This is a genomic window from Streptomyces sp. NPDC001858 (assembly GCF_053594615.1).
On sequence record NZ_JBSFEV010000045.1, the window covers coordinates 51,902 to 76,458 of the forward strand.

18 protein-coding genes and 1 pseudogene are annotated in these 24,557 nt (G+C 71.9%); 13 read left to right on the top strand and 6 right to left on the bottom strand.

Annotation, left to right across the window (positions count from 1 at the left end):
* Positions 1 to 112: 112 nt before the first annotated feature.
* The 4 genes from ACWCPF_RS39095 to ACWCPF_RS39110 all read right to left on the bottom strand — a co-directional run bounded on the left by ACWCPF_RS39095 (position 113) and on the right by ACWCPF_RS39110 (position 4,222).
* Positions 113 to 1,135 (bottom strand): DNA-3-methyladenine glycosylase family protein, encoded by a 1,023-nt coding sequence (locus tag ACWCPF_RS39095; RefSeq protein WP_451049897.1) that lies wholly within the window; start codon positions 1,133 to 1,135, stop codon positions 113 to 115.
* 129 nt (positions 1,136 to 1,264) lie between these two features.
* The gene (locus tag ACWCPF_RS39100; protein ID WP_451049898.1) at positions 1,265 to 2,623 is read right to left on the bottom strand and encodes a coenzyme F420-0:L-glutamate ligase; all 1,359 of its coding nucleotides are present in this window, start codon (positions 2,621 to 2,623) and stop codon (positions 1,265 to 1,267) included.
* Complete coding sequence (gene cofD / locus ACWCPF_RS39105; protein ID WP_451049899.1) at positions 2,620 to 3,579, bottom strand: 2-phospho-L-lactate transferase; 960 nt, start codon at positions 3,577 to 3,579, stop codon at positions 2,620 to 2,622. Before cofD ends, ACWCPF_RS39100 begins: the two co-directional genes overlap by 4 nt.
* 124 nt (positions 3,580 to 3,703) lie before the next feature.
* Complete coding sequence (locus tag ACWCPF_RS39110; RefSeq protein WP_451049900.1) at positions 3,704 to 4,222, bottom strand: cysteine dioxygenase; 519 nt, start codon at positions 4,220 to 4,222, stop codon at positions 3,704 to 3,706.
* Positions 4,223 to 4,906: 684 nt separating this feature from the next.
* Between ACWCPF_RS39110 and ACWCPF_RS39115 the strand changes: the two genes are divergently transcribed.
* From ACWCPF_RS39115 to ACWCPF_RS39125, 3 genes are all read left to right on the top strand, one after another.
* Entirely contained in the window at positions 4,907 to 5,176 is a 270-nt protein-coding gene (locus tag ACWCPF_RS39115; protein WP_020128551.1) for a WhiB family transcriptional regulator, read from the top strand.
* Between the two features lie 178 nt (positions 5,177 to 5,354).
* Positions 5,355 to 9,050, top strand: coding sequence for a glycosyltransferase (locus ACWCPF_RS39120; protein WP_451049901.1), 3,696 nt, complete (start codon positions 5,355 to 5,357; stop codon positions 9,048 to 9,050).
* Positions 9,047 to 10,558, top strand: coding sequence for a DUF5719 family protein (locus tag ACWCPF_RS39125; RefSeq protein ID WP_451049902.1), 1,512 nt, complete (start codon positions 9,047 to 9,049; stop codon positions 10,556 to 10,558). The genes ACWCPF_RS39120 and ACWCPF_RS39125 overlap by 4 nt, the downstream gene beginning before the upstream one ends.
* Positions 10,559 to 10,630: 72 nt before the next feature.
* On the opposite strand, the gene ACWCPF_RS39130 is transcribed toward ACWCPF_RS39125, so the two are convergent.
* Positions 10,631 to 11,011: a metallopeptidase family protein gene (locus ACWCPF_RS39130; RefSeq protein ID WP_451049903.1), complete on the bottom strand. Its 381-nt coding sequence runs from the start codon at positions 11,009 to 11,011 to the stop codon at positions 10,631 to 10,633.
* 363 nt (positions 11,012 to 11,374) lie between these two features.
* Between ACWCPF_RS39130 and ACWCPF_RS39135 the strand changes: the two genes are divergently transcribed.
* The 9 genes and pseudogenes from ACWCPF_RS39135 to ACWCPF_RS39175 all read left to right on the top strand — a co-directional run bounded on the left by ACWCPF_RS39135 (position 11,375) and on the right by ACWCPF_RS39175 (position 22,122).
* The gene (locus ACWCPF_RS39135; protein WP_451049904.1) at positions 11,375 to 11,797 is read left to right on the top strand and encodes a DUF3499 domain-containing protein; all 423 of its coding nucleotides are present in this window, start codon (positions 11,375 to 11,377) and stop codon (positions 11,795 to 11,797) included.
* 276 nt (positions 11,798 to 12,073) lie between these two features.
* A pseudogene (locus ACWCPF_RS39140) lies at positions 12,074 to 12,894 on the top strand (L-lactate permease); the annotation flags it as partial.
* A 113-nt stretch (positions 12,895 to 13,007) separates the two neighbouring features.
* Positions 13,008 to 14,378, top strand: a complete 1,371-nt coding sequence (locus tag ACWCPF_RS39145; RefSeq protein ID WP_451049905.1) for a phosphomannomutase/phosphoglucomutase — start codon at positions 13,008 to 13,010, stop codon at positions 14,376 to 14,378.
* 1,234 nt (positions 14,379 to 15,612) lie between these two features.
* Positions 15,613 to 15,783 carry a Trm112 family protein gene (locus ACWCPF_RS39150; protein ID WP_190149712.1) on the top strand — a complete coding sequence of 57 codons (171 nt, stop codon included), beginning with the start codon at positions 15,613 to 15,615 and terminating at the stop codon, positions 15,781 to 15,783.
* A gap of 197 nt (positions 15,784 to 15,980) precedes the next feature.
* The gene (locus tag ACWCPF_RS39155) at positions 15,981 to 17,114 is read left to right on the top strand and encodes an SIS domain-containing protein (protein ID WP_451049906.1); all 1,134 of its coding nucleotides are present in this window, start codon (positions 15,981 to 15,983) and stop codon (positions 17,112 to 17,114) included.
* Positions 17,115 to 17,315: 201 nt separating this feature from the next.
* Positions 17,316 to 18,467 (top strand): mannose-6-phosphate isomerase, class I, encoded by a 1,152-nt coding sequence (manA, locus tag ACWCPF_RS39160; protein ID WP_451049907.1) that lies wholly within the window; start codon positions 17,316 to 17,318, stop codon positions 18,465 to 18,467.
* A 137-nt stretch (positions 18,468 to 18,604) separates the two neighbouring features.
* Positions 18,605 to 19,585, top strand: coding sequence for a cation diffusion facilitator family transporter (locus ACWCPF_RS39165; RefSeq protein ID WP_451049908.1), 981 nt, complete (start codon positions 18,605 to 18,607; stop codon positions 19,583 to 19,585).
* 292 nt (positions 19,586 to 19,877) lie between these two features.
* A complete protein-coding gene (ahcY, locus tag ACWCPF_RS39170; RefSeq protein ID WP_451049909.1) occupies positions 19,878 to 21,335 on the top strand; it encodes an adenosylhomocysteinase in 1,458 nt (485 codons plus the stop codon).
* A 172-nt stretch (positions 21,336 to 21,507) separates the two neighbouring features.
* Positions 21,508 to 22,122, top strand: coding sequence for a hypothetical protein (locus tag ACWCPF_RS39175; protein WP_451049910.1), 615 nt, complete (start codon positions 21,508 to 21,510; stop codon positions 22,120 to 22,122).
* A 17-nt stretch (positions 22,123 to 22,139) separates the two neighbouring features.
* On the opposite strand, the gene ACWCPF_RS39180 is transcribed toward ACWCPF_RS39175, so the two are convergent.
* Positions 22,140 to 23,057 (bottom strand): RDD family protein, encoded by a 918-nt coding sequence (locus ACWCPF_RS39180; protein ID WP_451049911.1) that lies wholly within the window; start codon positions 23,055 to 23,057, stop codon positions 22,140 to 22,142.
* A 130-nt stretch (positions 23,058 to 23,187) separates the two neighbouring features.
* On the opposite strand from ACWCPF_RS39180, the gene ACWCPF_RS39185 reads away from it, so the two are divergent.
* Positions 23,188 to 24,195 (top strand): stage II sporulation protein M, encoded by a 1,008-nt coding sequence (locus tag ACWCPF_RS39185; protein ID WP_451049912.1) that lies wholly within the window; start codon positions 23,188 to 23,190, stop codon positions 24,193 to 24,195.
* Positions 24,196 to 24,557 lie beyond the last annotated feature (362 nt).

Below are 24,557 nucleotides of genomic sequence, written 5' to 3' on the forward strand. Positions count from 1 at the left end.
GGGGTACCTGTCGAGCGCGGGTGAGGACATCTCAGCCCGTCCGGCGTTTGAGGACGAGGCCGTCCAGGCCGAACGGGGGTCCAGGGGGCAGCGCCCCCTGGGACGGGGGCCATCACAACCCCCTGATGTCCCCCACAGACATCCGCGGCGCCCGCCGCTTAGGCACCTGCCCACTCAACGAGATCAGCCGAGCCGCCCGATGCCGCTGCCCCGCATACGGCTCCAGCAACTCCAGCATCACCGAGTCGTCCGCATCCCGATTCCCCGCCAACGCCCACCCCACGATCCCCGGCAGATGCAGATCCCCCACGGTCACCGCGTCCGCCGCCCCATGGCTGCGCTGCACGACCTCCGCCGAGGTCCAGGGCCCGATCCCCGGCACGACCTCCAGCCGAGCCTGCGCAGCCTCCGTCGTCATCCCGACGGCTTCCTCCAGCCGCCGTGCCACCCGCACGGCCCGAAGAATCGTCGACGCCCGCTTGTCGTCGACCCCGGCCCGATGCCACTCCCACGACGGGATCAGCGCCCACGTCCGAGGCGAGGGCATCACCCACAGCCGCCCGTCCGCCGCGGGCCCCGGCGCCGGCTCCCCGAACTTCCGCACCAGCAACCGCCACGCGCGATAGGCCTCGTCGGTGGTGACCTTCTGTTCCAGCACGGACGGAATCAACGACTCCAGCACCAGCCCGGTCCGCGTCAGCCGCAACCCCGGCCGCCGATGCCGGGCGGTGGCCACCACCCGGTGCCGTGGCACGAAGGCTTCCGGCGCATCCGAGGCCCCGAGCAGCTCGGGCAACTGCTCCAACAGCCAGTCGGCCCCCGGTCCCCAGGCCTCCCCGCGCACCGCGCCTCCGGCCGCCGCGGCCGAGACCCGCAGCGTCCCCGGCCCGGCCGGGGTGAGACTGGCCCGCCACACGGACCCGTCCGGCATCGCCCGGAACGTCGGATCACCCGGCCCCCGCCGAAGCGGCCCGAGCACCAGCCCGAGATCGAGAGGCCCCGGCGGAATCCACTCCCGCACCCGCCCCGCAACGGCGACCTGCCGAGGCACCCCGGACGCCACACCGGCGGGCACCTCGACCTGCCCACCGCGCACGGTCGTACGCGTGGCCCGAGGAGAAAACCGTCCTGCCACAGGAGTCCCTTACTTGCTTTCAAGGGGCGCGGGGAACTGCGCGACAAGCCCCTACGAACCTTCAGTCACCCACGCACCCCGCCCTGAGGGCAACCGTAGACACCCGCCCCCCAGCGGAGCGTCACCGTGTCACCGCACAACGACAAAGTCCCCCACCTCCCGCCCCGCCCGAGCCCGAGGTTCCTCCGCCGCGTGCCCGACCGCCACCGCCCCCATCGGATCCCACCCCTGCGGCAAGGCCAGCACCTCCCGCACCACGTCCCGGCAGAACATCGTCGACGACACCCACGCGGACCCGAGCCGCTCCCCGGCCAGCGCGACCAGGAAGTTCTGCACCCCGGCCCCGGCGGCGACCACGAACATCTCCCGCTCGGCCGCATCCCGCCGCGCGTCCCCATAGGTGTGCGAACCGTCCATCACCAGACAGGGCACCACCAGATACGGCGCGTTGCGCAGCACATCCCCTCGCCGCACCCGCTTCGCGATCGACTCCTCGGACTTCCCGTCCCGCCGCAGATCCGCGATCCACGCGTCCCGCATGGCGTCCAGCAGCCGAACCCGCGACGGTGCCGACTCCAGCAGCACGAACCGCCACGGCGTGGTGTGATGCGGCGCCGGCGCGGTGACGGCCGCCGCCACCGCGCGCCGCACGGCCCCGGGATCGACCGGCTCGTCCGTGAAGGCTCGCACGGTCCGCCGCTGGGTGACCGCCAGCCGCACCGCCTCGGACGTCCCGAGCCGGAACATGTCGTCGCGCGCCCCCCGCACCATGACCCGAGCCCCGCTCTCGGCGAGTCCTACGTCTCCGCTCTCTCCGCTCCCCTCGTCATCCTCGGCGACGACGACCTGCCCCAGCCCCCGCACCACGGCCACCGGCAGCCCGGCGGCCTTCCCCTTCACGAGATCCCCGGCCGCCGCGAGCTCGTCCGCCGTGGCGACGACCGTCGCGCTCAGCGGATTGCCGTACGCGTCCGTGCCCCCGCGCAGATCGTCCAGCACCCGCACCCCGGCCGCGCCGATCGCCACGTCCGTGAGCCCCGCGCGCCAGGGCCGCCCGAAGGTGTCGGTGACGATGACCCCGACGTCGACGCCGAGCGCGCCCCGCAGCCCCTCCCGGATCGCGCGCGCCGAGGCGTCCGGATCCTCGGGCAGCAACAGCACTGTCCCCGAAGGGGTGTTGGAGGCATCGACCCCGGCGGCGGCCATGATCAGCCCCTGCCGGTTCTCGACGATCCGCAGCATCCCGCGCCGGGCCACGACCCGTACCGTCTCGGCGTCGATCGCGGCCTCCCGGTCGGCCGCGCGGACGACCCGCCCCTCGGCCTTGGACACGATCTTCGAGGTGACGAGCAGGACGTCCCCGTCGACGAGCCCCGGCTCGGCGGCGGCGATCAGCTTGACCAGGTCGTCCCCGGCCTGCACCTCGGGCAGTCCGCCCAGGGCCCAGACCCGGTAACCGTTCTCGGCAGGCCCGTTGGTCTCGCTCATGCCCCCCGCACCTCCTCGGCCAGCGTCAGCGCCTCCTGGGCCATCCGCGTGGTCGCGTCGAGGTCGCTCATCATCAGCGGGACGGCCCGGCAGCGGATCCCGGCCGTCTCCACCCGCTCCACGACGCCCGCGTCCACGGTGTCGACGAGCCAGCCGTCGAGCAGCCCCGAGCCGTAGTGCTCGGCCACCGCCGCGGCCGTCGACTCCACGCCGACCGCCGCGAGCACCTTGTCGGCCATGCCGCGCACCGGCGCGTCCCCGACGATGGGGGAGAGGCCCACCACCGGCACGCCGGCCTCGGCGATCGCCTCGCGGATACCGGGCACGGCGAGAATCGTGCCGACGGAGACGATCGGATTCGACGGCGGGAAGAGGATCACGTCCGCCTCCGCGATCGCCTCCAGCACCCCCGGCGCCGGCTTCGCCTGCTCGGCGCCGACCGGCACGACCGCCTCGGCCGGCACCGACGCCCGCAGCCGCACCCAGTACTCCTGGAAGTGCACGGCCTTGCGCTCGCCGTCCTCCTCGACCGCGACATGGGTCTCCACCCGGTCGTCGGTCATGGGGATCAACCGCACCCCCGGCTTCCACCGGTCGCAGAGCGCCTCGGTGACCGCGCTCAGCGGATACCCGGCGCCGATCATCTGCGTCCGCACGATGTGCGTCGCGAAGTCCCGGTCGCCCAGCCCGAACCAGCCGGGCCCGGCGCCGTAGGCCGCGAGCTCCTCCTTCAGATGGAAGGTCTCCTCGGCCCGCCCCCAGCCCTGCTCCTCGTTGATGCCGCCGCCGAGCGTGTACATCACCGTGTCGAGATCCGGGCAGACCTTCAGCCCGAAGAGGTGGATGTCGTCGCCGGTGTTGCCGATGACCGTGATGTCCGCGTCCGGCGCGGCCTGCTTCAGACCGCGCAGGAAGCGGGCACCGCCGATGCCGCCTGCCAGAACCACAATGCGCATGGGAGCCAGTCTCGCAGGCGCCGCCGACAACCCGTCCGCCGGTTGTGGACAACCACCCACCTGTGGAAAACCCGCCCACCCGTACGAGCGCCCATGAGCGGACGGCGACCGCCGAAGGCGGGCCCTACGCGCCGACGACGTCCACCTCGTCGTACGCGCCGAGGGCCGCGCAGGCCGTTCGGGCCGTGTGCATGGGCATCTCGGTCAGTCCCGGGAAGTACACGTGCAGGCTCACCGCCGGCTCCAGCGCGTCGTTGACGACCTCGTGCACGTACCCCTCCCCGAACACTCGCTGGGCCCCCGCCGCCAGCACGCGCGTGCCGCGCTCCGTGCGCTCGGTCAGCTCGCCGTCCAGGACGGTGAACACTCCGGAGGAGGGGCCGTGGTCGTGCGGCCCGCTGCCCTGGCCGGGCACCCAGGACAGCAGCCACACCTCGTAGCCGGGGCCCGTGCGCAGCCGGTGGTACCAGCGGGTCGTCGCGTCGTAGCGGACCAGGTGCTCCCACCGGTCGCGGTCGGCGGCGATGGAGCGGGCCAGGCCGACGAACTCGGCGACGGTGGCCGGATGCTCGCGCGGTGCCTGGAGGAGGTGCGGGACTTCGAGGATGTCGCCGGCGATCTGCAGGTCGCTGTCGCTGTTCATGGGTGTGGTGGTTCCTCAGTGATGAAGAAGGTCAGAGGGAACGAGAGACCGGGTCGAAGAAGCGGTCCCGCCCGGGTCACGGGTACGGGCGACTCGGCCGTCAGCCGGAGCGGGTGGGCTCAACAGCTGCAACAGCGACAACAGCTACAGCGAGCGCGGGCAGCACCGTGGGACCCGGCGGAGCCGGTCGAGGTGAGTGCCAAGTTCGCGAGCATGCCCACAAGCACAGCGGTTCACACCTCCACTGTCAACTCGACACCCGGTATGTGGGACGCGGTTCACCTCATCCGGTTCATCTCGAAGATGAAAGGTTTGTTCACGCGGCCACCGGGACACATGGCGCACAAGCCGGGCGCGCAAGCCTCGTGGCGATCCCGTGATCCGACTGTGATCCGGTTCGCTTCCGCGCGCGTGCCGCAACGGGATCGATCCTCAGGACGTCCTTACCCGTACAAGCGCTGTGCGGGGCCGGTGGTCCTCCGGGGCTCTATCTGCTTGTCAAGGTTTATGGCGATTTGAACACTTACCGCATGGCCTTGGTTCCGCAGAGTGAATAAGGGGCTCAATAGCAGATCTCGGCTTGACTCGCCCGGAGCAGCACACTTGTAATTTCACTCGTGTCGTTCAGCCGGAATCGGTAACGGCCACGTCACGGGGACGCGAAAGACAGAGCGAGGGGCGCACATGACCGAGCTGGTGCAGCAACTGCTGGTCGACGTCGACGACGCGGACGAGGAACTCGGCTGGCAGGAGCGCGCACTGTGCGCCCAGACCGATCCCGAGTCCTTCTTCCCCGAGAAGGGCGGCTCGACCCGGGAGGCCAAGAAGGTCTGTCTCGCCTGCGAGGTCCGCTCCGAATGCCTTGAGTACGCCCTCGCCAACGACGAGAGATTCGGCATCTGGGGCGGCCTCTCCGAGCGGGAGCGCCGCCGTCTGAAGAAGGCGGCGGTCTGAGCACCGCCTCCTCCACGGAGGCACAAGGGTCCGAACGGCCCGTCGCAAGTGGGTTGTCCACAGGCGGCGGGCCGTCGTCCTGCCCAGCCGATAGTGTGGGCGCTCGTCCGAGACACCCCGCCGCCCCCAGACGGCGCAGGAGTCCACCGCAGTCCATCGAACCGGGGCCCGTACCTCGATGTCCGTGCACAGCCACACGGCAGCCCGTCAAGACAGCGCTGCCACACCTGAGTTCCCGCGTCATGTAGTGACCGCGGTGATCGTCTCCCACGACGGTGCCCGCTGGCTGCCCGACGCGCTCGCCGGGCTGCTCGGCCAGGAGCGCCCCGTCCAGTCCGTCATGGCCGCCGACACCGGCAGCTCGGACGCGTCCGCGCAGCTGGTCACCGACGCCCTCGGCGACGACCGCGTCCTGCACCTGGCCCGGCGCACCGGCTTCGGCCAGGCCGTCGAGGAGGCCAACCGCACGGCCCCGGTCCTCACCCCCGAGGAACTCCCCTACCTGAAGCGCCCCAGCGGCTGGGACCCCGTCACGCGCACGTGGCGCGACGACGCCTACGACCTGCCGGAGCTCCCGCACGGAGAGCCCGTCCAGTGGCTGTGGCTGCTGCACGACGACTGCGCCCCCGAACCGGACGCGCTGGCCGAGCTGCTGCGCGTGGTGGAGAACGAACTCGAACTGGGCCGTGACGACGTGGCCGTCGTCGGCCCCAAGCTCCGCGGCTGGTACGACCGCCGGCAACTCCTCGAGGTCGGCGTCACCATCGCGCACTCCGGCCGCCGCTGGACCGGCCTGGACCGCCGCGAACAGGACCAGGGCCAGCACGACCATGTGCGGTCCGTGCTCTCCGTGTCCACCGCCGGCATGCTGGTCCGCCGCGACGTCTTCGACCGGCTCGGCGGCTTCGACCGCCGGCTGCCCCTGATGCGGGACGACGTCGACCTGTGCTGGCGCGCCCAGGCCGCCGGCCACCGTGTCCTCATCGCCCCCGAGGCCGTCGTCCGGCATGCCGAGGCCGCATCCCGCGAGCGCCGCACCGTCGACTGCGCGGGCCGCACCAGCGCCTCCCCGCACAAGGTCGACAAGGCCGGCGCCGTCTACACCCTCCTCGTCAACAGCCGCACCGCCCTGCTGCCCTGGATCCTGGTGCGCCTGGTCCTCGGCACCCTGCTGCGGACCGTCGCCTACCTCGTCGGCAAGGTCCCCGGACAGGCCCTCGACGAGATCCGCGGCCTGCTCAGCACCCTGCTGCGGCCCGAGCGGATCATCGCCGGGCGGCGGACCCGCGGGAAGCCGACGGTCGACAAGGAGGAACTGCGCCCCCTGTTCCCGCCCCCCGGCGCGACCGTGCGGGCCACCGTCGAACAGGTCGCCGGCGACCTCTTCGGCTCCGACGACCCCGAGGCCGTCTCCGGCGCGGGCCGGCACGGCGGCGCCGTCGAGTCCGGACCCGGCGGCGACGACGCCGACTTCCTCGAGATCGAGCAGTTCGCCCGCCTCAAGCGCATCGCCCGCAAACCCGGCCCGGTGCTCTTCCTGGTCCTCCTGCTCGTCTCCCTGGTCGCCTGCCGCAACCTCCTCGGCGGCGGCGCCCTCGCGGGCGGCGCCCTGCTGCCCGCCCCGGCCGACGCCTCCGAGCTGTGGTCGCGCTACCTCGACGCCTGGCATCCGGTCGGCGCCGGCGGCACCGCGTCCGCCCCGCCCTACCTGGCGATCATCGCCGCGCTGGCCACCCTGCTGCTCGGCTCGACCGGCCTCGCCCTCACCGTGCTGCTCGTCTGCTCGGTGCCGCTGGCCGGCTTCACCGCCTACTTCGCCTCCCGCCCGCTCGTCGAGTCGCGCCTCCTGCGCGCGTGGGCGGCCGTCGTCTACGCCTTCCTGCCGGCCGCGACCGGCGCCCTCGCCGGCGGCCGCGTCGGCACCGCCGTCCTGGCCGTCCTGCTGCCGCTCATCGCCCGCGCGGGCGCCGCGGCCGGCGGCCTGACGCACCGCTCCGGCGGCCGCGGCAGCTGGCGCGCCACCTGGGCGTACGCCCTGCTGCTGACGATCACCACCGCGTTCACGCCGATCGTCTGGCCCATCGCCCTGATCCTCGGCCTCGCGGTCCTGGCCGTGCGCCGCGGCGACATCACCGCCTACGGCCTGCGCTTCCTGGCCCAGCTCGGCACCCCCCTGCTGATCCTCGCGCCCTGGTCGCTGACCCTGCTGCCGTTCGGCTTCTTCACCCAGGCCGGCCTCGACTTCGGCCCCTCGACCGCCACCGCGTTCGACCTGCTCGGCGCCAGCCCCGGCGGCCCCGGCACCGTCGACGGCCTGATGCTCATCGGCATCGTGCTGGCCGCGCTGGCCGCCCTGCTGCGCTCCGAGCGCCACTTCGGCGTCTGGGCGGCCTGGGCGGTCGCCCTGGTGGGTCTCGTCTTCGCCGTCCTGTCCAACAGCTCCACCTGGGCCGGCCCCGCCACCCTCGTCTACGGCATCGCCCTCCTCGCCGCCGCCGTCATCGGCGCCGACGGGGCACGCACGCGTGTCGCCGAACAGAGCTTCGGCTGGCGCCAGCCGGTCGCCGCCCTCATCGCCTTCGCCTCCGCCGCCGGCCCGCTGCTCGTCGCCGCCGGCTGGATGATCGGCGGCGCCGACGGCCCCCTGGAACGCCGAGACCCCGTACAGGTGCCCGCGTTCGTCGCCGAGGAGGCCGGCAACCGCGACCAGGCCCGCACCCTCGTCCTCGACAGCGACTCCACCGCCCGCGTCGGCTATGTGCTGGTCCGCGGCTCCGGCGCCCGCCTGGGCGACGCCGAACTCGCCGCGGCCGGCGGCGAGAACGCGCAGCTCGACAAGGTCGTCGCCAACCTCGTCGCCGGCTCCGGCGCCGACCAGGCCGACGAGCTCGGCGAGTTCGCCGTGGGCTACGTCCTCGTCCACAAGGGAGCGCCCCGCGAGGTCACCCGCGTCCTGGACGCCACCCCCGGCCTGAAGCGGCTCAGCCAGCAGGACGACAGCGCCCTGTGGCGGGTCGACCAGGAGGTCTCCCGCGCGGCCGTCGTCGCGGACTCCGGCAAGGGCGCGGCGACCCCGGTCGCCGCGGGCCCCGTCGACCTCCACACCACCGTCCCCGACGGCTCCGAGGACCGCGTCCTGCGCCTGGCCGACGCCGCCGCCGAAGGCTGGACGGCCACCCTCGACGGCAAGGCCCTCACCCCCGTCACCCTCGACGGCTGGGCCCAGGGCTTCGAACTCCCCGCCTCCGGCGGCAAGCTGGACGTCACCTACGACGACCCGTTCACCCACACCGCCTGGCTGTGGGCGCAGGGCTTCCTCGCCCTCGTCCTCGTCGTCCTCGCCCTCCCGGGCCGTCGCCGCGACGTCGACGACGACCTCCCCGAGGAGGAGCCGATCCCCGCCGAGCCGGCCGAGGGCGAGGGCCGCCGCGCCCGCCGCCTGCGCGCCCAGGCCGAAGCCGAGACCGACACCGAGACCGAGGCCGGAGAGCCCGGCCGGGACGAGGAGTTCCCCGTCCCGGTCCAGGAGGAGCAGACCCCGGTCGCGGTCCCGCAGCAGCAGTCCTACGGAGACTGGGACCAGTCGGCCTACGCGGGCGGCGAATACGCCGGCTACCCGGGCGAGCAGTACCAGAACGCCCAGCAGTACCCGGCGGGCGGCTACGACCAGCAGTCCTACGACCCCTACCAGGCCGGCCAGTACGACCCGTACGCCTACGACGGCCAGGCCCCGCAGGCGCCGTACGACCCGAACTACCAGCAGCAGGGCTACGACCCGTCGGCCTACGGCCAGGGCGGCTACGACCCCGCCTACGACCCGGACCGCAACGCCCACGGCACCGGCAGCGAGCGCCCCGACGGGAGCCAGCAGTGAACCGCACCACCCTGTCCCTGATCGCCGGCACGGCGGCCCTCGCCGCCGTCACCGGGTTCGCCACGCTCCAGCAGCCGGATCCCACCGCCCCGGACACCGCCAAGACGGCCGCCGAACTGCCCGTGGAGCGCACGAGCCTGGTCTGCCCCGCGCCCAGCACCTCCGACATCGCCGAGACGTCGTACACGTCCTTCACGCCCGTCACCAAGGGCGCCGACGGCGAGGGCACGGCCGAACTCACCGCGGCCACCGCCGAGTCGGCGCCCGCCCCGACCGGCAAGCCGACCGGCAAGGCGACGGACAAGAAGGCGGCGGCGAAGCCCGTCGTCACCCCCAAGGAGCCCGGCACCCCGGCCGTCGGCGACACGACAGGCGGCGACACGCCCGCGCTCGTGGGCACCGCCGAGGGGAAGTTCGCTCCCGGCTGGACCGTCCAGCAGACCACCGAGGTCGCCGCCGGCACCGGCCGCGGCCTGCAAGGCCTGACCTGCGGCGCGTCGGACACGGAGTTCTGGTTCCCGGGCGTCAGCACGGTCGCCGACCGCACGGACTACGTCCACCTCACCAATCCGGACGACTCCGCCGCCGTCGTGGACATCGAGCTCTACGGCAAGGAAGGCGCCCTCGCGAGCACCGTGGGGGAGGACATCACGGTCCCCGCGCACTCCAGCGAGCCGATCCTGCTGTCCACGCTCACCACCGAGAAGCAGGAGGACCTCACCGTCCACGTCAACGTCCGCAGCGGCCGGGTCGGAGCCGCCGTGCTGGCCCTGGACGAGAAGCTCGGCGGCGACTGGCTGGCCGCCACCACCGACCCGGCGGGCACCCAGGTCATCCCGGGCATCCCCAAGGACGCCACGGCCGTCCGCCTCATCGCCTACGCACCGGGTGACGCGGACGCGGACCTCAAGGTCCAACTCGCCTCCCCCTCAGGTCTGATCACCCCCGCCGGACACGAGACCCTGCACGTCAAGGCGGGCATGAGCGCCTCGGTCGACCTGGGCGACGTCACGCGCGGGGAGCCCGGCTCCCTGGTGCTGACCCCGACCGGCCCGTCGGTGCCCGTCGTCGCCGCCGTACGGGTCCTGCGCGGCAAGGGAGCCGATCAGGAGTCGGCGTTCATCTCCGCCACCGCGCCCGTCGGCACGCGCGCGTCCGCCGTCGACAACCGGGCCAAGGGATCCACGCTCTCCCTGACCGCCCCCAAGGGCGCCGCCAAGGTGAAGATCACCGCGTCCGCGGGCAGCGGCGGCGGCACGGCCGTCTCCAAGACGTACACGATCAAGGCGGGCACCACCCAGGACGTCGAACTCCCCGTCCCCACCGGCCTGAAGGGCACCTACGCGCTGACCGTGGAACCCCTCACGGCCACCCCGGTCTACGCCTCCCGCACCCTGGCGCTCACCCAGGACGGCGTCCCGGGCTTCACGATCCAGACCCTGCCGGACGACCGGGGCATGGTGGCAGTCCCGGAGGCCGACGAGGACATCGCGGTGCTCCAGAAGTAGCGCGGCAGACGCAGACGCAGCGGCAGCGGCAGACGCGGTGCACCGGTGACTCGAAACATGAGGAGCCGGTGCTCAGTCCTCGCCGTAGCGCGGATCCACCGTCTCCGGAGTCAGGCCGAGCAGTTCCGCGACCTGCTCCACGACCACCTCGTGCACCAGCGCGGCCCGTTCGTCGCGCCCCTTGGTGCGGATCTCGACCGGCCTGCGGTAGACGACGACCCGCGCCCGCCGTCCCTCCCGCGCGGGAATCACCCCGCCCAACGGGACCGCCTCGTCGTTCCACGGCTCCGGGGTCGCGTCCAGGCGCGGCACCTCCAGCACGACGAAGTCGATGTCGGCGAGCTGCGGCCACCGCCGCTCCAGCCGCTCGACGGAGTCCTGCACAAGATCGGCGAACACATCGGCGCGACTGGCGGCCAACGGCACCTGGGGCGGCGCGATCGGCCCCCGCATGCCTCGGCCGTGGCGATCGCGACGACGGGGTCCGGGGCCTGCGGCGGGGGGCGGTACGGGGCTGTCCATCACTACTGAAGCGTAGTCCCCGCCGTGCCCGGCCGCCCGGCTGCACGCGCTGTCCCGGGCGCCGCGGCCCGCGACGCCACGCATGTCGCAGGATGATCATTCCAGCCAAGGTTGGGCTCGTTTCCGTATCTCTACGAGACCGGCGAACTCGCGGCAATTGATGCCGTTTGTGCCGAGTGGTGACCGCGGGGTGAGCACTCCCTTTGCATAATCACTGGTGTTCCCGCAGGTCAGCGGGGTATGACTGGAACCGTCGGTGGGGCGTTTCACAACACGACACGGTGGAGTGACCTGGTGGAGAGTCGTCGCGGCCCGCTCAAGAGTGCGGTACCGTCCAACGTCGTGAGCCCTGTACGTCGCTGTTCGCGAACTGCCTGCGGCCGACCCGCCGTCGCGACGCTGACGTACGTCTACGCCGACTCGACCGCGGTCCTCGGCCCGCTCGCCACCTACGCCGAACCCCACTGCTACGACCTGTGCGCCGAGCACTCCGAGCGCCTCACCGCCCCGCGCGGCTGGGAGGTCGTCCGGCTCCTCGACGGTTCGGCTCCCGCCCGCCCCAGCGGCGACGATCTGGAAGCGCTTGCCAACGCCGTCCGCGAGGCGGCCCGCCCGCAGGGGCGCGCGGCCGGGACGAGCAACGGCCCCCGCACGGCGGACCCGATGGAGGTCGCACGCCGCGGCCACCTGCGAGTGCTGCGCTCACCCGACAACTGAGCGGGTCTCCCTGTCTGTCCGTCACGGATCGACGCAGGCCCATCGACGTGTGCTTGTCGTGCCCAGGCCATCCCATTCAGCGGAAGAACGAGAAACCGCTTTCCGCATCACGGAAACCGGCCGGAATGTGATCGGAAACGCGCACGGAAACGTGATCTGGATCGGGGGCGCGTTCGGCAGCGCCCTGAAGGGGCGCGGGGAACCACGCGACCGGCTACGACGACGCCGCACCGGAACGACGGCACATCGCAGCACTCCCAGCGGAGCGCTCAAGCCCTGTCCGCCCTCGTCGCGCCCCTGCCCCGCGTGATCGCCCTGATCCTCCTCGGCGGCGTCCGCCCCAAAGCCCATCCGGCGGGCCTGACGGGCCTTCTGACGCCCCTACGGCGTGCCCGTGGGCCCAGGGACGCTCTCCGGCACCGCCCAGGGAGCCTGCCTCGGCCTCTTCCCCATCCTGTGGATCGCCGCCAACGCCCTCTGGGTGTACCGGACAACGGTCCGCACCCGGCACTTCGACGCCCTGCGCCGGTCCTTCGGCCGCCTCTCCGACGCCCGCATCCAAGCCCTCGTCGTACCCGCTCGTCCTGGTGGACGGCCGACGAGGCCTGCGCAAGACCTGGGTTCCGGCCCTGGCCTGCGGAATCGCCTTCGCCGTAGCCCAGTTCGCCGCCTCCGACTACGGCTCCGCGCAACTAGCCGACATCGGCACCGCTTTGGCGGGCGCCGCCGCCCTGGTCGCCGTACCGCACACGCGCGTGGCCGCACCCGAAGCGGTACGCGCGTCCGTGCTGACGGGCACCCGCAGCGAGGAGTTGGACGAACGGGACCCCAACCCCGAGATCCTGCGCGCCTACGCCCCCTACCCGCTGATCGTCATGATCTTCTCCGTGGCCCAGATCCCCACGATCAAGGACTGGCTCGCCCAGGCCACCCGGACCTACGACTGGCCCTTCCGGAACGTCGTGAACGTGGACGGGGAGCCAGCCGGCGGCGCGCGTGGCGCTCAAGGAACCTCTGTCCTGGCCCTCGCCCATGTCATGAACCTCTCCGGCCAGGCCGCCACGATCGGCCACTTCGTGGCGGCGGCAGCGCTCGGGCGGCGTCCTCGGCAAGATGATCTCGTCGCAGAACCTCACCATCGCCTGCACAGCGGACGCCGAACCGGCCCGGGTAGTTTGTGGTGACCTACAGGACTTCAGGAAGGGTGGCCGTGGCTGCTGATCTGTCCCAGATCGTGAAGGCGTACGACGTACGCGGGGTGGTCCCGGACCAGTGGGACGAGTCACTGGCCGAGCTCTTCGGCGCCGCCTTCGCCCAGGTCACCGACGCCCGGGCGATCGTCGTCGGCCACGACATGCGCCCCTCCTCACCCGGCCTGACCGCCGCCTTCGCGCGCGGAGCGGCCGCGCTCGGCGTGGACGTCACCGAAATCGGCCTCTGCTCCACGGACCAGCTGTACTACGCCTCGGGCGCACTCGACCTCCCCGGCGCCATGTTCACGGCCTCGCACAACCCGGCCCAGTACAACGGCATCAAGCTGTGCCGCGCGGGCGCGGCCCCGGTGGGCCAGGACACCGGCCTGACGGAGATCCGAGAACTGGTAGAAAGCTGGATGAACTCGACCGCCGCGAAGCCCACACCGGCGCAGGTACCGGGAACGATCTCCCGAACGGACACGTTGAAGGGCTACACGGCACACCTGCGCGCACTCGTCGACGTGACCTCCATCCGCCCCCTGAAGGTCGTCGTCGACGCGGGCAACGGCATGGGCGGTCACACGGTCCCCACCGTCCTGGCGGGCCTGCCCCTCACCGTGATCCCCATGTACTTCGAACTGGACGGCACCTTCCCCAACCACGAGGCCAACCCGCTGGACCCGGCGAACCTCGTGGACCTGCAGAAGCGGGTCCGCGAAGAGTCCGCCGACCTGGGCCTCGCCTTCGACGGCGACGCCGACCGCTGCTTCGTCGTCGACGAAAAGGGCGAGCCGGTCTCCCCGTCCGCGATCACGGCCCTGGTCGCGGCACGCGAACTCGCGCGCAACGGCGGCAAGGGCACGATCATCCACAACCTGATCACGTCCTGGACGGTCCCGGAGGTCGTCCGCGAGAACGGCGGCACCCCCGTCCGTACGCGAGTGGGCCACTCGTTCATCAAGGCGGAGATGGCCCGCTCGGGCGCGATCTTCGGCGGAGAACACTCCGCGCACTACTACTTCAAGGACTTCTGGAACGCCGACACCGGCATGCTGGCCGCCCTCCACGTCCTGGCCGCCCTCGGCACCCAGCAGGCCCCCCTCTCCGCCCTGGTCGCGCAGTACGACCGCTACACCGGCTCCGGCGAGATCAACTCCACGGTCGCCGACCAGGCCGGCCGCATCGCCGCGATCAAGGCGGCATACGCAAACCGCGACGACGTCACCCTGGACGAACTCGACGGCCTGACCGTCACCTCCACCGACTGGTGGTTCAACGTCCGCCCCTCCAACACCGAACCCCTCCTCCGCCTCAACGCAGAAGCCCGAGACGAACCCACCATGACCAAAATCCGAAACGAAACCCTAAAACTCATCCAAGCCTGACCCCAGCCGTCCCCCCGCAGGGGGCAGCGACAAGCGTTGCGGGCAGGGCGGTGACGACTGCCGGGGCATGGGGCAGGGATGAGTGTCGGGCACGGAGCAGGAACGAGCGCGGGGCACAGGTCAAGGACGAGCGCTGCGCACGGGGGAGGGACCAGCGCTCGTGGGCGGGGAGGGACCAGCGCTGCGGGCGAGGCGGGGGGAGAGTGCCGTGGGCGCGGCAAGGGCGACGGCTGCGAGGCCCGCGTACGGGCAGGGGACGAGCGCTGCGCGCGGAGCTGGGACGAGCGTCGTGGGCGCGGCAAGGGCGACGGCTGCGCGCGGGACAAGGGCGAGGCCCGCGTGTGGGCAGGGACGAGCGCTGCCCGCGGAGTTGGGACGAGTGCTGTGCGCCGGGCACGGTCGGGTGCTGCGGGCGGAGGAGGGACCTGCGCTGCGGGCGGGGGAGGAGCGAGCGCTGCAGGCGTGGCAGGGGACGGGCGCGCTACGCGCGGGAGAAGGGCGAGCGCTTCCCGCGGGGCAGGGACGAGTGCTTGGCATGGGGCAGGAACGAGCGCTGCGTGCGGAGTTAGGGCGAGCGCCCTGCATGGGGCGAGGGCGAGCGCTGGGTGTCGGGCTGGGACGAGGCCGTGCGCGTTTCAGGCGCGACCGCTCCGTGCGAGGCATGTGCGAGCGCCGGGCACGGGACAGGGCCGAGCGTTGGGCGTCGGGCTGGAGCGAGTGCCGTGCACAGGGCAGGGGACAAGGGCCGTGCGCGAAGCTACGGGCGGGGCGAGCGCCTGCATGGGGCAAGGGCGACCGCTGGGTGTCGGGCTGGGCCGAGCGCCGTGCGCGGGGCCAGGGCGGAGCCCCATGCGCCGAGCCGGGACGGAGCCTTGTGCGCGAGCCAGGGACGCAGTCCCGTGAGGGGTCCAGGGGACGCAGTCCCCGGCCGGGTCCCAGGGCGGAGCCCTGGTGGGGTCGAAGGGGCGAAGCCCCTGGGGATGGGAATGGGTAGGGGCGGCGGGGGCGAAACCCACAACGCCCACCCCAACGCACCAACCACCAACCACCAACCACCAACCACCAACCACAAGCCCCCACCCCGCCCCCCGTCACCCCTTCCCGCCCAACCCCCGCACCCCACCCCCACCAGCGGTACCCTGACCAGGCACATCCGCCCACCCCGACCCACCCGCTCACCACACCGCGCACCGCGCACGCGCCCAGCGCACCGCACACCCCGAAGGGACACCCCATGCCGCTCGAAGCCGGCCTCCTGGAGATCCTCGCCTGCCCCGCCTGCCACGCCCCCCTCAAGGAGCAGGACACAGAGCTGATCTGCACAGGCCAGGACTGCGGCCTGGCATACCCCGTCCGCGACGGCATCCCCGTCCTCCTGGTCGACGAGGCCCGCCACCCCGCGTAAAACGCACCGCGCCCCACCAAACCCCAGGCGCCGGGCGCCAAGCCCGAAGCACCCAGCACAGCCCCAGGCGCAAGCACAACCACAAGCACCGTGCACCAAGCACCAAGCACCAAGCACAACCCCGCCCCAAACCACCCCACGCTCCCCACCCGGCCCCGCAAAACCGACGACGCCCCAGGCGATCGGAGACTGCCGCCATGCTCGACGACTCGCTGCTCGACACGCCGGAGGCCCTCGCCGAGGCCGACCGCCGAGCCCTCCTGCGCGGCGCGGCCGAAGCCGGCGCCCGCGTCCGCACCGCCGCCCGGCACGCCGCCGAGGCCGGCGTCAACGGCCTCAAACCCGACGGCCGCCCCCGCGCCATCCTCATCGCGGGCCCCGGCGCCGCCGCCACCTGCGTGGCCGACCTCCTCGGCACCCTCGCCGGCGCCGCCTGCCCAGTCATCCGGCTGACCCCCACCGGCGTCGCCCCCGCCGCAGGCGCCCTGCGCTGGGAACTCCCCGGCTGGGCCGGCTCCGTCGACCTCCTGCTGATCGCCACCCCCGACGGCAGCGAACCCGGCCTCGCCCTCCTCGCCGAGCAGGCCTACCGCCGCGGCTGCACCCTCGCCGCAGTGGCCCCCGCCGGCTCCCCGCTCACCGAGGCGGCCGGCGCCACCCACGCCCTGTTCGTCCCACTGGCGACAGCACCGTACGAACAGGACGAACAGCCCCCCGTCGCCGCCTCCGCCCCCGGCGTCCTCTGGGCCCTGCTGACCCCGTTGCTCGCCCTCCTCGACCGCATCGCGTTGCTCTCCGCACCGCCCGAGGCGATCGAGAAGGTCGCCGACCGGCTCGACCGGGTCGCCGAACGCTGCGGCCCCGCCATCGCGACCTACAGCAACCCGGCGAAGACCCTGGCCGCCGAACTGGCCGACGCGCTCCCGGTGATCTGGACCGAAGGCACCTCGGCGGGCCCCGCCGGCCGCCGCTTCGCAGCCGCCCTCGCCGAACTCGCCGGCCGACCCGCCCTCGTCTCGGAACTCCCCGAGGCGCTCGCCGAACACAACGCGCTCCTCGCCGGCCCTCTCGCCGCCAGCGCCGACCCGGACGACTTCTTCCGCGACCGCGTCGAAGAAACCCCGGCCCTGCACGCGCGCGTGGTGCTGCTCCGCGACCGGCCGATCGGCGGCCTCACGGCAGCGCCGTCCGCCCGCGAACTGGCCCTCAGCCACGACACGCCGATCAGCGAGCTCGAGCCGGAAGCCGGCGACGAACTGGTCACCCTCGCCGAACTGATCGCGACCACGGACTTCGCCGCCGTCTACCTGGCGCTCGCCTCCGGAGCCTGACCACAAAACCAGACTCCGCCGACCGAACCCACAGGCAGAACGCACCGGCAGAACCCACAGCACAAGCCACCGGCAGAACCCACCGGCAGAACCCACCGGCAGAACCCACCGGCAGAACCCACCGGCAGAACCCACCGGCAGAACCCACCAACAGAACCCACCCCAGAACCCGACTCCAGAACCGCAGGCAGAAAGAACCGCATGGACCGCCTCGACAACACCGTCCGCCCCTACGCCTGGGGTTCCCCCACCGCGATCCCGCAGCTGCTCGGCACCACGCCGACCGGCGAACCGCAGGCCGAGATGTGGATGGGCGCCCACCCGGGCGCACCCTCGCGCACCGACCGGGGCACCCTCGTCGAGGCCATCGAGGCCGACCCCCGACGCGAACTCGGCGAGCGGGCCGTCGCCAAGTTCGGCCCCCGCCTCCCCTTCCTGCTCAAGATCCTCGCCGCCGGCGCCCCCCTCTCCCTCCAGGTCCACCCCGACCTGACCCAGGCCAAGCAGGGATACGAGGACGAAGAGCGCCGCGGCATCCCCGTCGACGCCCCGCACCGCAACTACAAGGACGCCAACCACAAGCCCGAACTCATCTGCGCCCTCACCGAGTTCGACGGCCTGTGCGGCTTCCGCACCCCCACGCAGGCCGCCGACCTCCTCGACGGCCTCGGCGTCGACTCCCTCAAGCCGTACGTCGACCTCCTGCACGCCCACCCGGAAGAGGCCGCCCTGCGCGAGGTCCTCACCGCGATCCTCACCGCCGACCGCGAGGAGATGGCCCACACCGTCGCGGCGGCCGCGGCCGCCTGCGACCGCCTCGGCGGCGACTACGCCCCCTACGCCGGCATCGCCCACCACTACCCCGGCGACCCCGGCGTCATCGCCGCCATGCTGCTGAACCACGTCCGACTCCAGCCCGGCGAGGCCCTGTTCCTCGGCGCCGGGATCCCGCACGCCTACCTCAGCGGCCTCGGCGTCGAGATCATGGCCAACTCCGACAACGTCCTGCGCTGCGGACTGACCCCCAAGCACGTCGACGTCCCCGAACTCCTGCGCATCGTCCGCTTCGAGCCCGGCGACCCCGGCGTTCTGCGCCCCGAGGCCGCCCCGGACGGCGAAGAGGTCTACGACACCCCCATCGACGAGTTCCGGCTCTCGCGCTACGTCCTGCCCGCCGGCGCCCCCGCCCACGACCTGACCCTGCCGACCCCGCAGATCCTGCTCTGCACCGCCGGGACCGTACAGACGGGCGAACACGAACTCACCCCCGGCCACTCCGTCTTCGTCCCCGCAGGCGAAAAAGCCGAAGTGTCCGGAACCGGCACGCTCTTCCGCGCCACCGTCATCGCCTGACCCCCACGCACCGGACAGCCCGACGCGTCACCGCCGGACCGGGCTGCAACAATGACCCACCGGCAAAGGACGGGCAAAGCCAACACGGCCCCGCTCCGCACGGCGTACGCACGTAGGCGAAGGGACAACGCGAACACATGAGCGCGTCAGGCGGCACCAAGGCGATCGTGGCGGCACTCGGCGCCAACCTCGCGATCGCGGTATCGAAGTTCGTGGCGTTCGCGTTCAGCGGATCGTCGTCGATGCTCGCCGAAGGCGTGCACTCGCTCGCCGACTCCGGCAACCAGGCCCTGCTCCTCATCGGCGGCAAGAAGGCCCAACGCGAGGCAACCCCCCAACACCCGTTCGGCTACGGCCGCGAGCGCTACATCTACGCCTTCCTCGTCTCCATCGTCCTCTTCTCCGTCGGCGGCATGTTCGCCATCTACGAGGGCTACGAGAAGATCAAGCACCCGCACGAGATCGAGCACTGGTACTGGCCCGTCGGCGTCCTCGTCTTCGCGATCATCGCCGAGAGCTTCTCCTTCCGCACGGCCATCCAAGAGTCCAACCCGCTGCGCGGCGAACACTCCTGGACGGAGTTCGTCCGCCGTGCCAAGGCGCCCGAACTGCCCGTCGTCCTCCTGGAGGACCTCGGCGCCCTCGTCGGCCTCATCCTCGCCCTCGGCGGCGTCGGCCTCGCCCTCCTCACCGGCGACGGCGTCTGGGACGGCATCGGCACCCTCTGCATCGGCATCCTGCTCATCCTGATCGCCCTCGTCCTGGCCGCCGAGACCAAGTCCCTGCTCCTCGGCGAAGCCGCCGGCCTGGAAGACGTCCAAAAGATCGACGCCGCCATCGTCGACGGCGACACCGTCACCCGCGTCATCCACATGCGCACCCTCCACCTCGGCCCCGAGGAACTCCTCGTCGCCGCCAAGATCGCCGTCCGGCACGACGACACGGCCACCGAGGTCGCCACCGCCATCAACGCCGCCGAGGCCCGCATCCGCGCCGCCGTCCCCATCGCCCGCGTCATCTACCTCGAGCCCGACGTCTACGACGAGGACGTGGCCGCCGAGGGACCGAAGCCCGAGGCCACCCCGGGCGGACCCGCCCAGCACCCCACCGAGCACTGACCCGCACACCACCCGACAGGACCCGCCGAACCACCGCCGGGTCCTGTCACCGTTTCCGAGGTGGACTGGGGCAGCCCCGCACCTCCGGTGTAGCTTGGAACGGAGCCAGAACGTCGCTGCTGATGGCGGTCGGGCGGACCCGGTGCGGACCGTCCGAGGGAGAGAGGGCCTCCGACGGACTGCGCTGCGCGAACGCGGGCATGCCTGTGTCCCCCCTGGGGACCCCTGTGTCCGCAGCCGCGCAGACCAGCCCTACCCACTCTCTCGACCCGACTCCGAGGAGCAGCACACCATGACGACTGTCGACAACCGACAGGACTTCAAGGTCGCCGACCTCTCCCTGGCCGACTTCGGCCGCAAGGAGATCACCCTCGCCGAGCACGAGATGCCCGGCCTGATGTCCATCCGCAAGGAGTTCGCCGCCACCCAGCCCCTCGCCGGCGCCCGGATCATGGGCTCGCTGCACATGACCGTGCAGACCGCCGTCCTGATCGAGACCCTGGTCGCCCTCGGCGCCGAGGTCCGCTGGGTGTCCTGCAACATCTTCTCCACCCAGGACCACGCCGCCGCCGCCGTCGCGGTCGGCCCCAACGGCACGCCCGACAACCCCCAGGGCATCCCGGTCTTCGCCTGGAAGGGCGAGACCCTCGAAGAGTACTGGTGGTGCACCGAGCAGGCCCTGACCTGGCCGAACACCCCCACCGGCGGCCCGAACATGATCCTGGACGACGGTGGCGACGCCACCATGCTCGTCCACAAGGGCGTCGAGTACGAGAAGGCCGGCAAGGTCCCCTCCGCCGACACCGCCGAGTCCGACGAGCACCGCGTCGTCCTCGAACTCCTCGGCCGCACCATCACCGACGGCTCGCAGAAGTGGACCCAGCTCGCCTCGGAGATCCGCGGCGTCACCGAGGAGACCACCACCGGCGTCCACCGCCTCTACGAGATGCAGCGCGACGGCGAACTCCTCTTCCCGGCGATCAACGTCAACGACGCCGTCACCAAGTCGAAGTTCGACAACAAGTACGGCTGCCGCCACTCCCTGATCGACGGCATCAACCGTGCCACCGACGTCCTCATCGGCGGCAAGACCGCCGTCGTCTGCGGCTATGGCGACGTCGGCAAGGGCTGCGCCGAGTCCCTCCGCGGCCAGGGCGCCCGCGTCATCGTCACCGAGATCGACCCGATCTGCGCCCTCCAGGCGGCCATGGACGGCTACCAGGTCACGACCCTCGACGAGGTCGTCGACAAGGCCGACATCTTCATCACCACGACCGGCAACAAGGACATCATCATGGCCTCGGACATGGCCAAGATGAAGCACCAGGCCATCGTCGGCAACATCGGCCACTTCGACAACGAGATCGACATGGCCGGCCTCGCGCAGATCCCGGGCATCGTCAAGGACGAGGTCAAGCCCCAGGTCCACACCTGGAAGTTCCCCGACGGCAAGGTCCTCATCGTGCTGTCCGAGGGCCGCCTGCTGAACCTGGGCAACGCCACCGGCCACCCCTCGTTCGTGATGTCCAACTCCTTCGCGGACCAGACCTTGGCCCAGATCGAGCTGTTCACCAAGCAGTCCGAGTACCCGATCGGCGTCTACACGCTGCCCAAGCACCTCGACGAGAAGGTCGCCCGCCTCCACCTCGACGCGCTCGGCGTGAAGCTGACCACGCTCCGCCCCGAGCAGGCCGCGTACATCGGCGTCCAGGTCGACGGCCCCTTCAAGTCGGACCACTACCGCTACTGAGTTCCGCAGCCCCGCCATGCTGAGGAGCGCACCCACGCACCCACGCGCTGACGCGTTCCTCAGCACCAGGCAGGTCCTCCGAGACAGGCCCCCGCACCCCCGTGCCGGGGGCCTGCCCCGTCGGCCCACGGCCGCACCAGAGCCGACCAGCCCGTCAGACCCCAGGACCCCGATGCCCCGCGGCCGCTATTCGCTCCACGATCCGCACGATCACACCCTCCTCGCACTCGAGCACTTCCAATGCGCCCCCGGCCCCTCCGGCTGGCGCTACGTCTCCCGGCTGACCACCCCCACCGGCGATCACACCGGCTCCGTCGACCTCACACTCGACGACCTCGGCCGCCCCCTCCGCCTCGAACTCCACGCGAGCGACTGGCAGGTACGCGGCGCAGCCCTGGACGGCGTCACCTGGGTCCGCACCGACCCCACCGGCGCCCACGCCACAGAAGGCAACACCCCCGCCCACGCCTTCACGGGCACATCCCCCGCCTTCCTCATCGCGACCACCCGACTCCTGCGCCTCACCCCCTCCTCCCCGGCAACCCGAGTACGCCTCGTCGCCTTCACGGACCCGGTCCTCGCCCCGCGCACCGTGGACCAGTCCTGGGCCCTGCTGAAAAGCGAAGCACACGCCACTGACAACGGCCCCCTGACCGTGGACGAATACCAGGTCACAGCCCTGGACACCGGCGAACAGCACACCGTGCACATCGCCGGCGACGTCGTCCTCGCAGCCCCCGGCATCGAACTGGAAGACCTCGAAACACCCCCGTCGACGTTCGACTGAACCCACCCCGCACAGCACTACGCCGGCGGCACGAACCCACCGCCTGACCCCTCGGACCGATCAACAGGCGCCTGCGCCCCAGCAGCCCCGTACGACACAGGCGGACCGTACGAACCCGGTGAACCCACCGGCCCCGGACCGTACGGACTCGGCGGACCGCCACCCGCAGGCCGCCCCGCAACCGGACCGCTGCCGAAGGCCCGCCGTGCCTCCCGGACCTGCCGCTCCTGCACCACCGCCGCCAAGAACGCGGCCGGCGGCACCCCCTGCGGCACCGGAGCCCCCGTACGCGCCGCCAGCTCACCGGCCAGCCGCTCCGCCATCGCCCAGCCGACCTGCGGATCCAGCTGATTCATCCGCCCCAGGTACTGCCGCACCGCCAGCCACAGCCCGTCCGGCACCGCCGAAAGATCGAGTCCCTGGAACCGCCCCGCCAACCACGGCGGAGGCGGCGGCAGAAAACCGGTCGGGGCTGTGGGCACCCGCTCCCGCACCACCAAGGTCCCGGCGAAGACATCACCGAGCCGTCTGCCCCGCGCGGAGACCAGCGAGGCGATCGTGGCCACCACGCCGATCGTCAGCAGAATTTCGACGACCCCGATCGCACCCCGCACGAGCGCGTGCCGGAACCGGATCGGCCCGCCGTCGTCCCGCACCACACGCAGCCCACACGCCATCTTCCCGAGCGAGCGCCCATGACTGAGCGTCTCCACCGCGATCGGTCCACCCACCAGCACCAGCAGGAACGTCGCGATCGACACCGCGATCTGCGCAGCCTCGTCCAAGGACGCCGTCGCCGCTACCAGAGCGATACTCACGACGATGTAGACCACGAACGCCACGACCAGGTCCAGCAGGACGGCCAACGCCCGGCTGGGCAGCCTGGCAGGCCGCAGCTCCAACGCCACGGCCTCGCCCGTCACCAGCTCACTCACGCCCGTCGTCCCTTCCCTGGCCCACCCCGAGAACAGCCAGTCTGCCAAGCTGAACGCACATCGCGCCGCAGTAGGACAAGCTGACATCCATCACCGGCCGCCGACGAACAGCCGAGGAGCAGGCACACCGATGGACCTCGACGTCTTCGTCTCAGCCCACCGGGCCGAATGGGACCGCCTCGACGCCCTCCTGCGCCGCCGGCGCAACCTCACCGGCGCCGAGACCGACGAACTCGTCACCCTCTACCAGCGCACCGCCACCCACCTCTCCCTGATCCAGTCCAGCGCCCCCGACCCCCAGCTCACCGGCAGGCTGACCCAGCTCGTGGCACGCGCGCGTAGCGCCGTGACCGGCACCCGCCGCGCCTCCTGGCGCGACGCGACGCGCTTCCTCACCCATGGCTTCCCGGCCGCGGTCTACAGGTCGCGCCACTGGTGGGTACCCACCGCACTCCTGTCCACCGCCCTCGCCGCCGTATTCGGCTGGTGGATCGGCACCCACCCGGAAGTCCAGTCCTCCATAGCCGCCCCCGACGAACTCCGCCAGCTCACCCGCCCCGGCGGCCTGTACGAGACGTACTACTCGAGCCACCAGGCCGCCGCGTTCGCCGCCCAGGTCTGGACGAACAACGCCCAGGCCGCCGCGATGTGCCTGGTCCTGGGCGTCTTCCTGGGCCTGCCGGTTCTCTGGATCCTGTTCCAGAACATGCTCAACCTCGGCATCGGCGCCGGCCTCATGTCCTCGGCGGGCCGACTCGACACCTTCCTCGGACTCGTCCTCCCGCACGGCCTCCTCGAACTGACAGCCGTCTTCGTCGCAGCCGGCACCGGCCTCCGCCTCGGCTGGACGGTCATCGACCCCGGCCCCCGCTCCCGACGCACCGCACTCGCGGAAGAGGGCAGGGCCGCGGTCGGCATGGCGATCGGCCTCGCCCTGGTTCTCTTCGTCTCCGGCGCGATCGAAGGCTTCGTCACCCCATCGGGCCTGCCCACCTGGGCCCGCATCACCATCGGCATCGCAGCAGAACTCGCCTTCCTCGCCTACGTCTACGTCCTCGGCGGCAGGGCCGCCCGCGACGGAGACACAGGCGACGTCGATGCCGCCGAGCGCAGCGCCACGGTGCCGACAGCCGCCTGATGTGCGACCGGCCCTGTTGAGCTGCTAGTCTCCTCCTCGCCCCGCAAAAGCCGTTGACACGGAGTGCGTGGGGAGGTAGATTCGAACAGTTGCCTGGAACTGGACAGAGTCCGGTCGGCAGCGGTTAGTATCTGTCAGTCCCTTGAATCTCCGGATTCCGCAGGGACTCCCGAACAAGTCGGAAAACGAATGGCCGGTCAGACCGGCCTGAAACTTCTGATAAAGTCGGAACCGCCGGAAAGGGAAACCGCGAGACAAAAGCGGGGGACCTGGAAAGCACCGAGGAAATCGGATCGGAAAAGGATCTGATAGAGTCGGAAACGCAAGACCGAAGGGAAACTGCCCGGAGGAAAGCCTGAGCG

What these genes read in the sequence shown, in the direction of transcription:
- ACWCPF_RS39100 (WP_451049898.1), bottom strand. Translation starts at nt 2,623, where the DNA reads ATGAGCGAGACCAACGGGCCTGCCGAGAACGGTTACCGGGTCTGGGCC.
- cofD (WP_451049899.1), bottom strand. Translation starts at nt 3,579, where the DNA reads ATGCGCATTGTGGTTCTGGCAGGCGGCATCGGCGGTGCCCGCTTCCTG.
- ACWCPF_RS39110 (WP_451049900.1), bottom strand. Translation starts at nt 4,222, where the DNA reads ATGAACAGCGACAGCGACCTGCAGATCGCCGGCGACATCCTCGAAGTC.
- ACWCPF_RS39115 (WP_020128551.1), top strand. Translation starts at nt 4,907, where the DNA reads ATGACCGAGCTGGTGCAGCAACTGCTGGTCGACGTCGACGACGCGGAC.
- ACWCPF_RS39120 (WP_451049901.1), top strand. Translation starts at nt 5,355, where the DNA reads ATGTCCGTGCACAGCCACACGGCAGCCCGTCAAGACAGCGCTGCCACA.
- ACWCPF_RS39130 (WP_451049903.1), bottom strand. Translation starts at nt 11,011, where the DNA reads ATGCGGGGGCCGATCGCGCCGCCCCAGGTGCCGTTGGCCGCCAGTCGC.
- ACWCPF_RS39150 (WP_190149712.1), top strand. Translation starts at nt 15,613, where the DNA reads ATGCCGCTCGAAGCCGGCCTCCTGGAGATCCTCGCCTGCCCCGCCTGC.
- ACWCPF_RS39155 (WP_451049906.1), top strand. Translation starts at nt 15,981, where the DNA reads ATGCTCGACGACTCGCTGCTCGACACGCCGGAGGCCCTCGCCGAGGCC.
- manA (WP_451049907.1), top strand. Translation starts at nt 17,316, where the DNA reads ATGGACCGCCTCGACAACACCGTCCGCCCCTACGCCTGGGGTTCCCCC.
- ACWCPF_RS39165 (WP_451049908.1), top strand. Translation starts at nt 18,605, where the DNA reads ATGAGCGCGTCAGGCGGCACCAAGGCGATCGTGGCGGCACTCGGCGCC.
- ahcY (WP_451049909.1), top strand. Translation starts at nt 19,878, where the DNA reads ATGACGACTGTCGACAACCGACAGGACTTCAAGGTCGCCGACCTCTCC.
- ACWCPF_RS39175 (WP_451049910.1), top strand. Translation starts at nt 21,508, where the DNA reads ATGCCCCGCGGCCGCTATTCGCTCCACGATCCGCACGATCACACCCTC.
- ACWCPF_RS39185 (WP_451049912.1), top strand. Translation starts at nt 23,188, where the DNA reads ATGGACCTCGACGTCTTCGTCTCAGCCCACCGGGCCGAATGGGACCGC.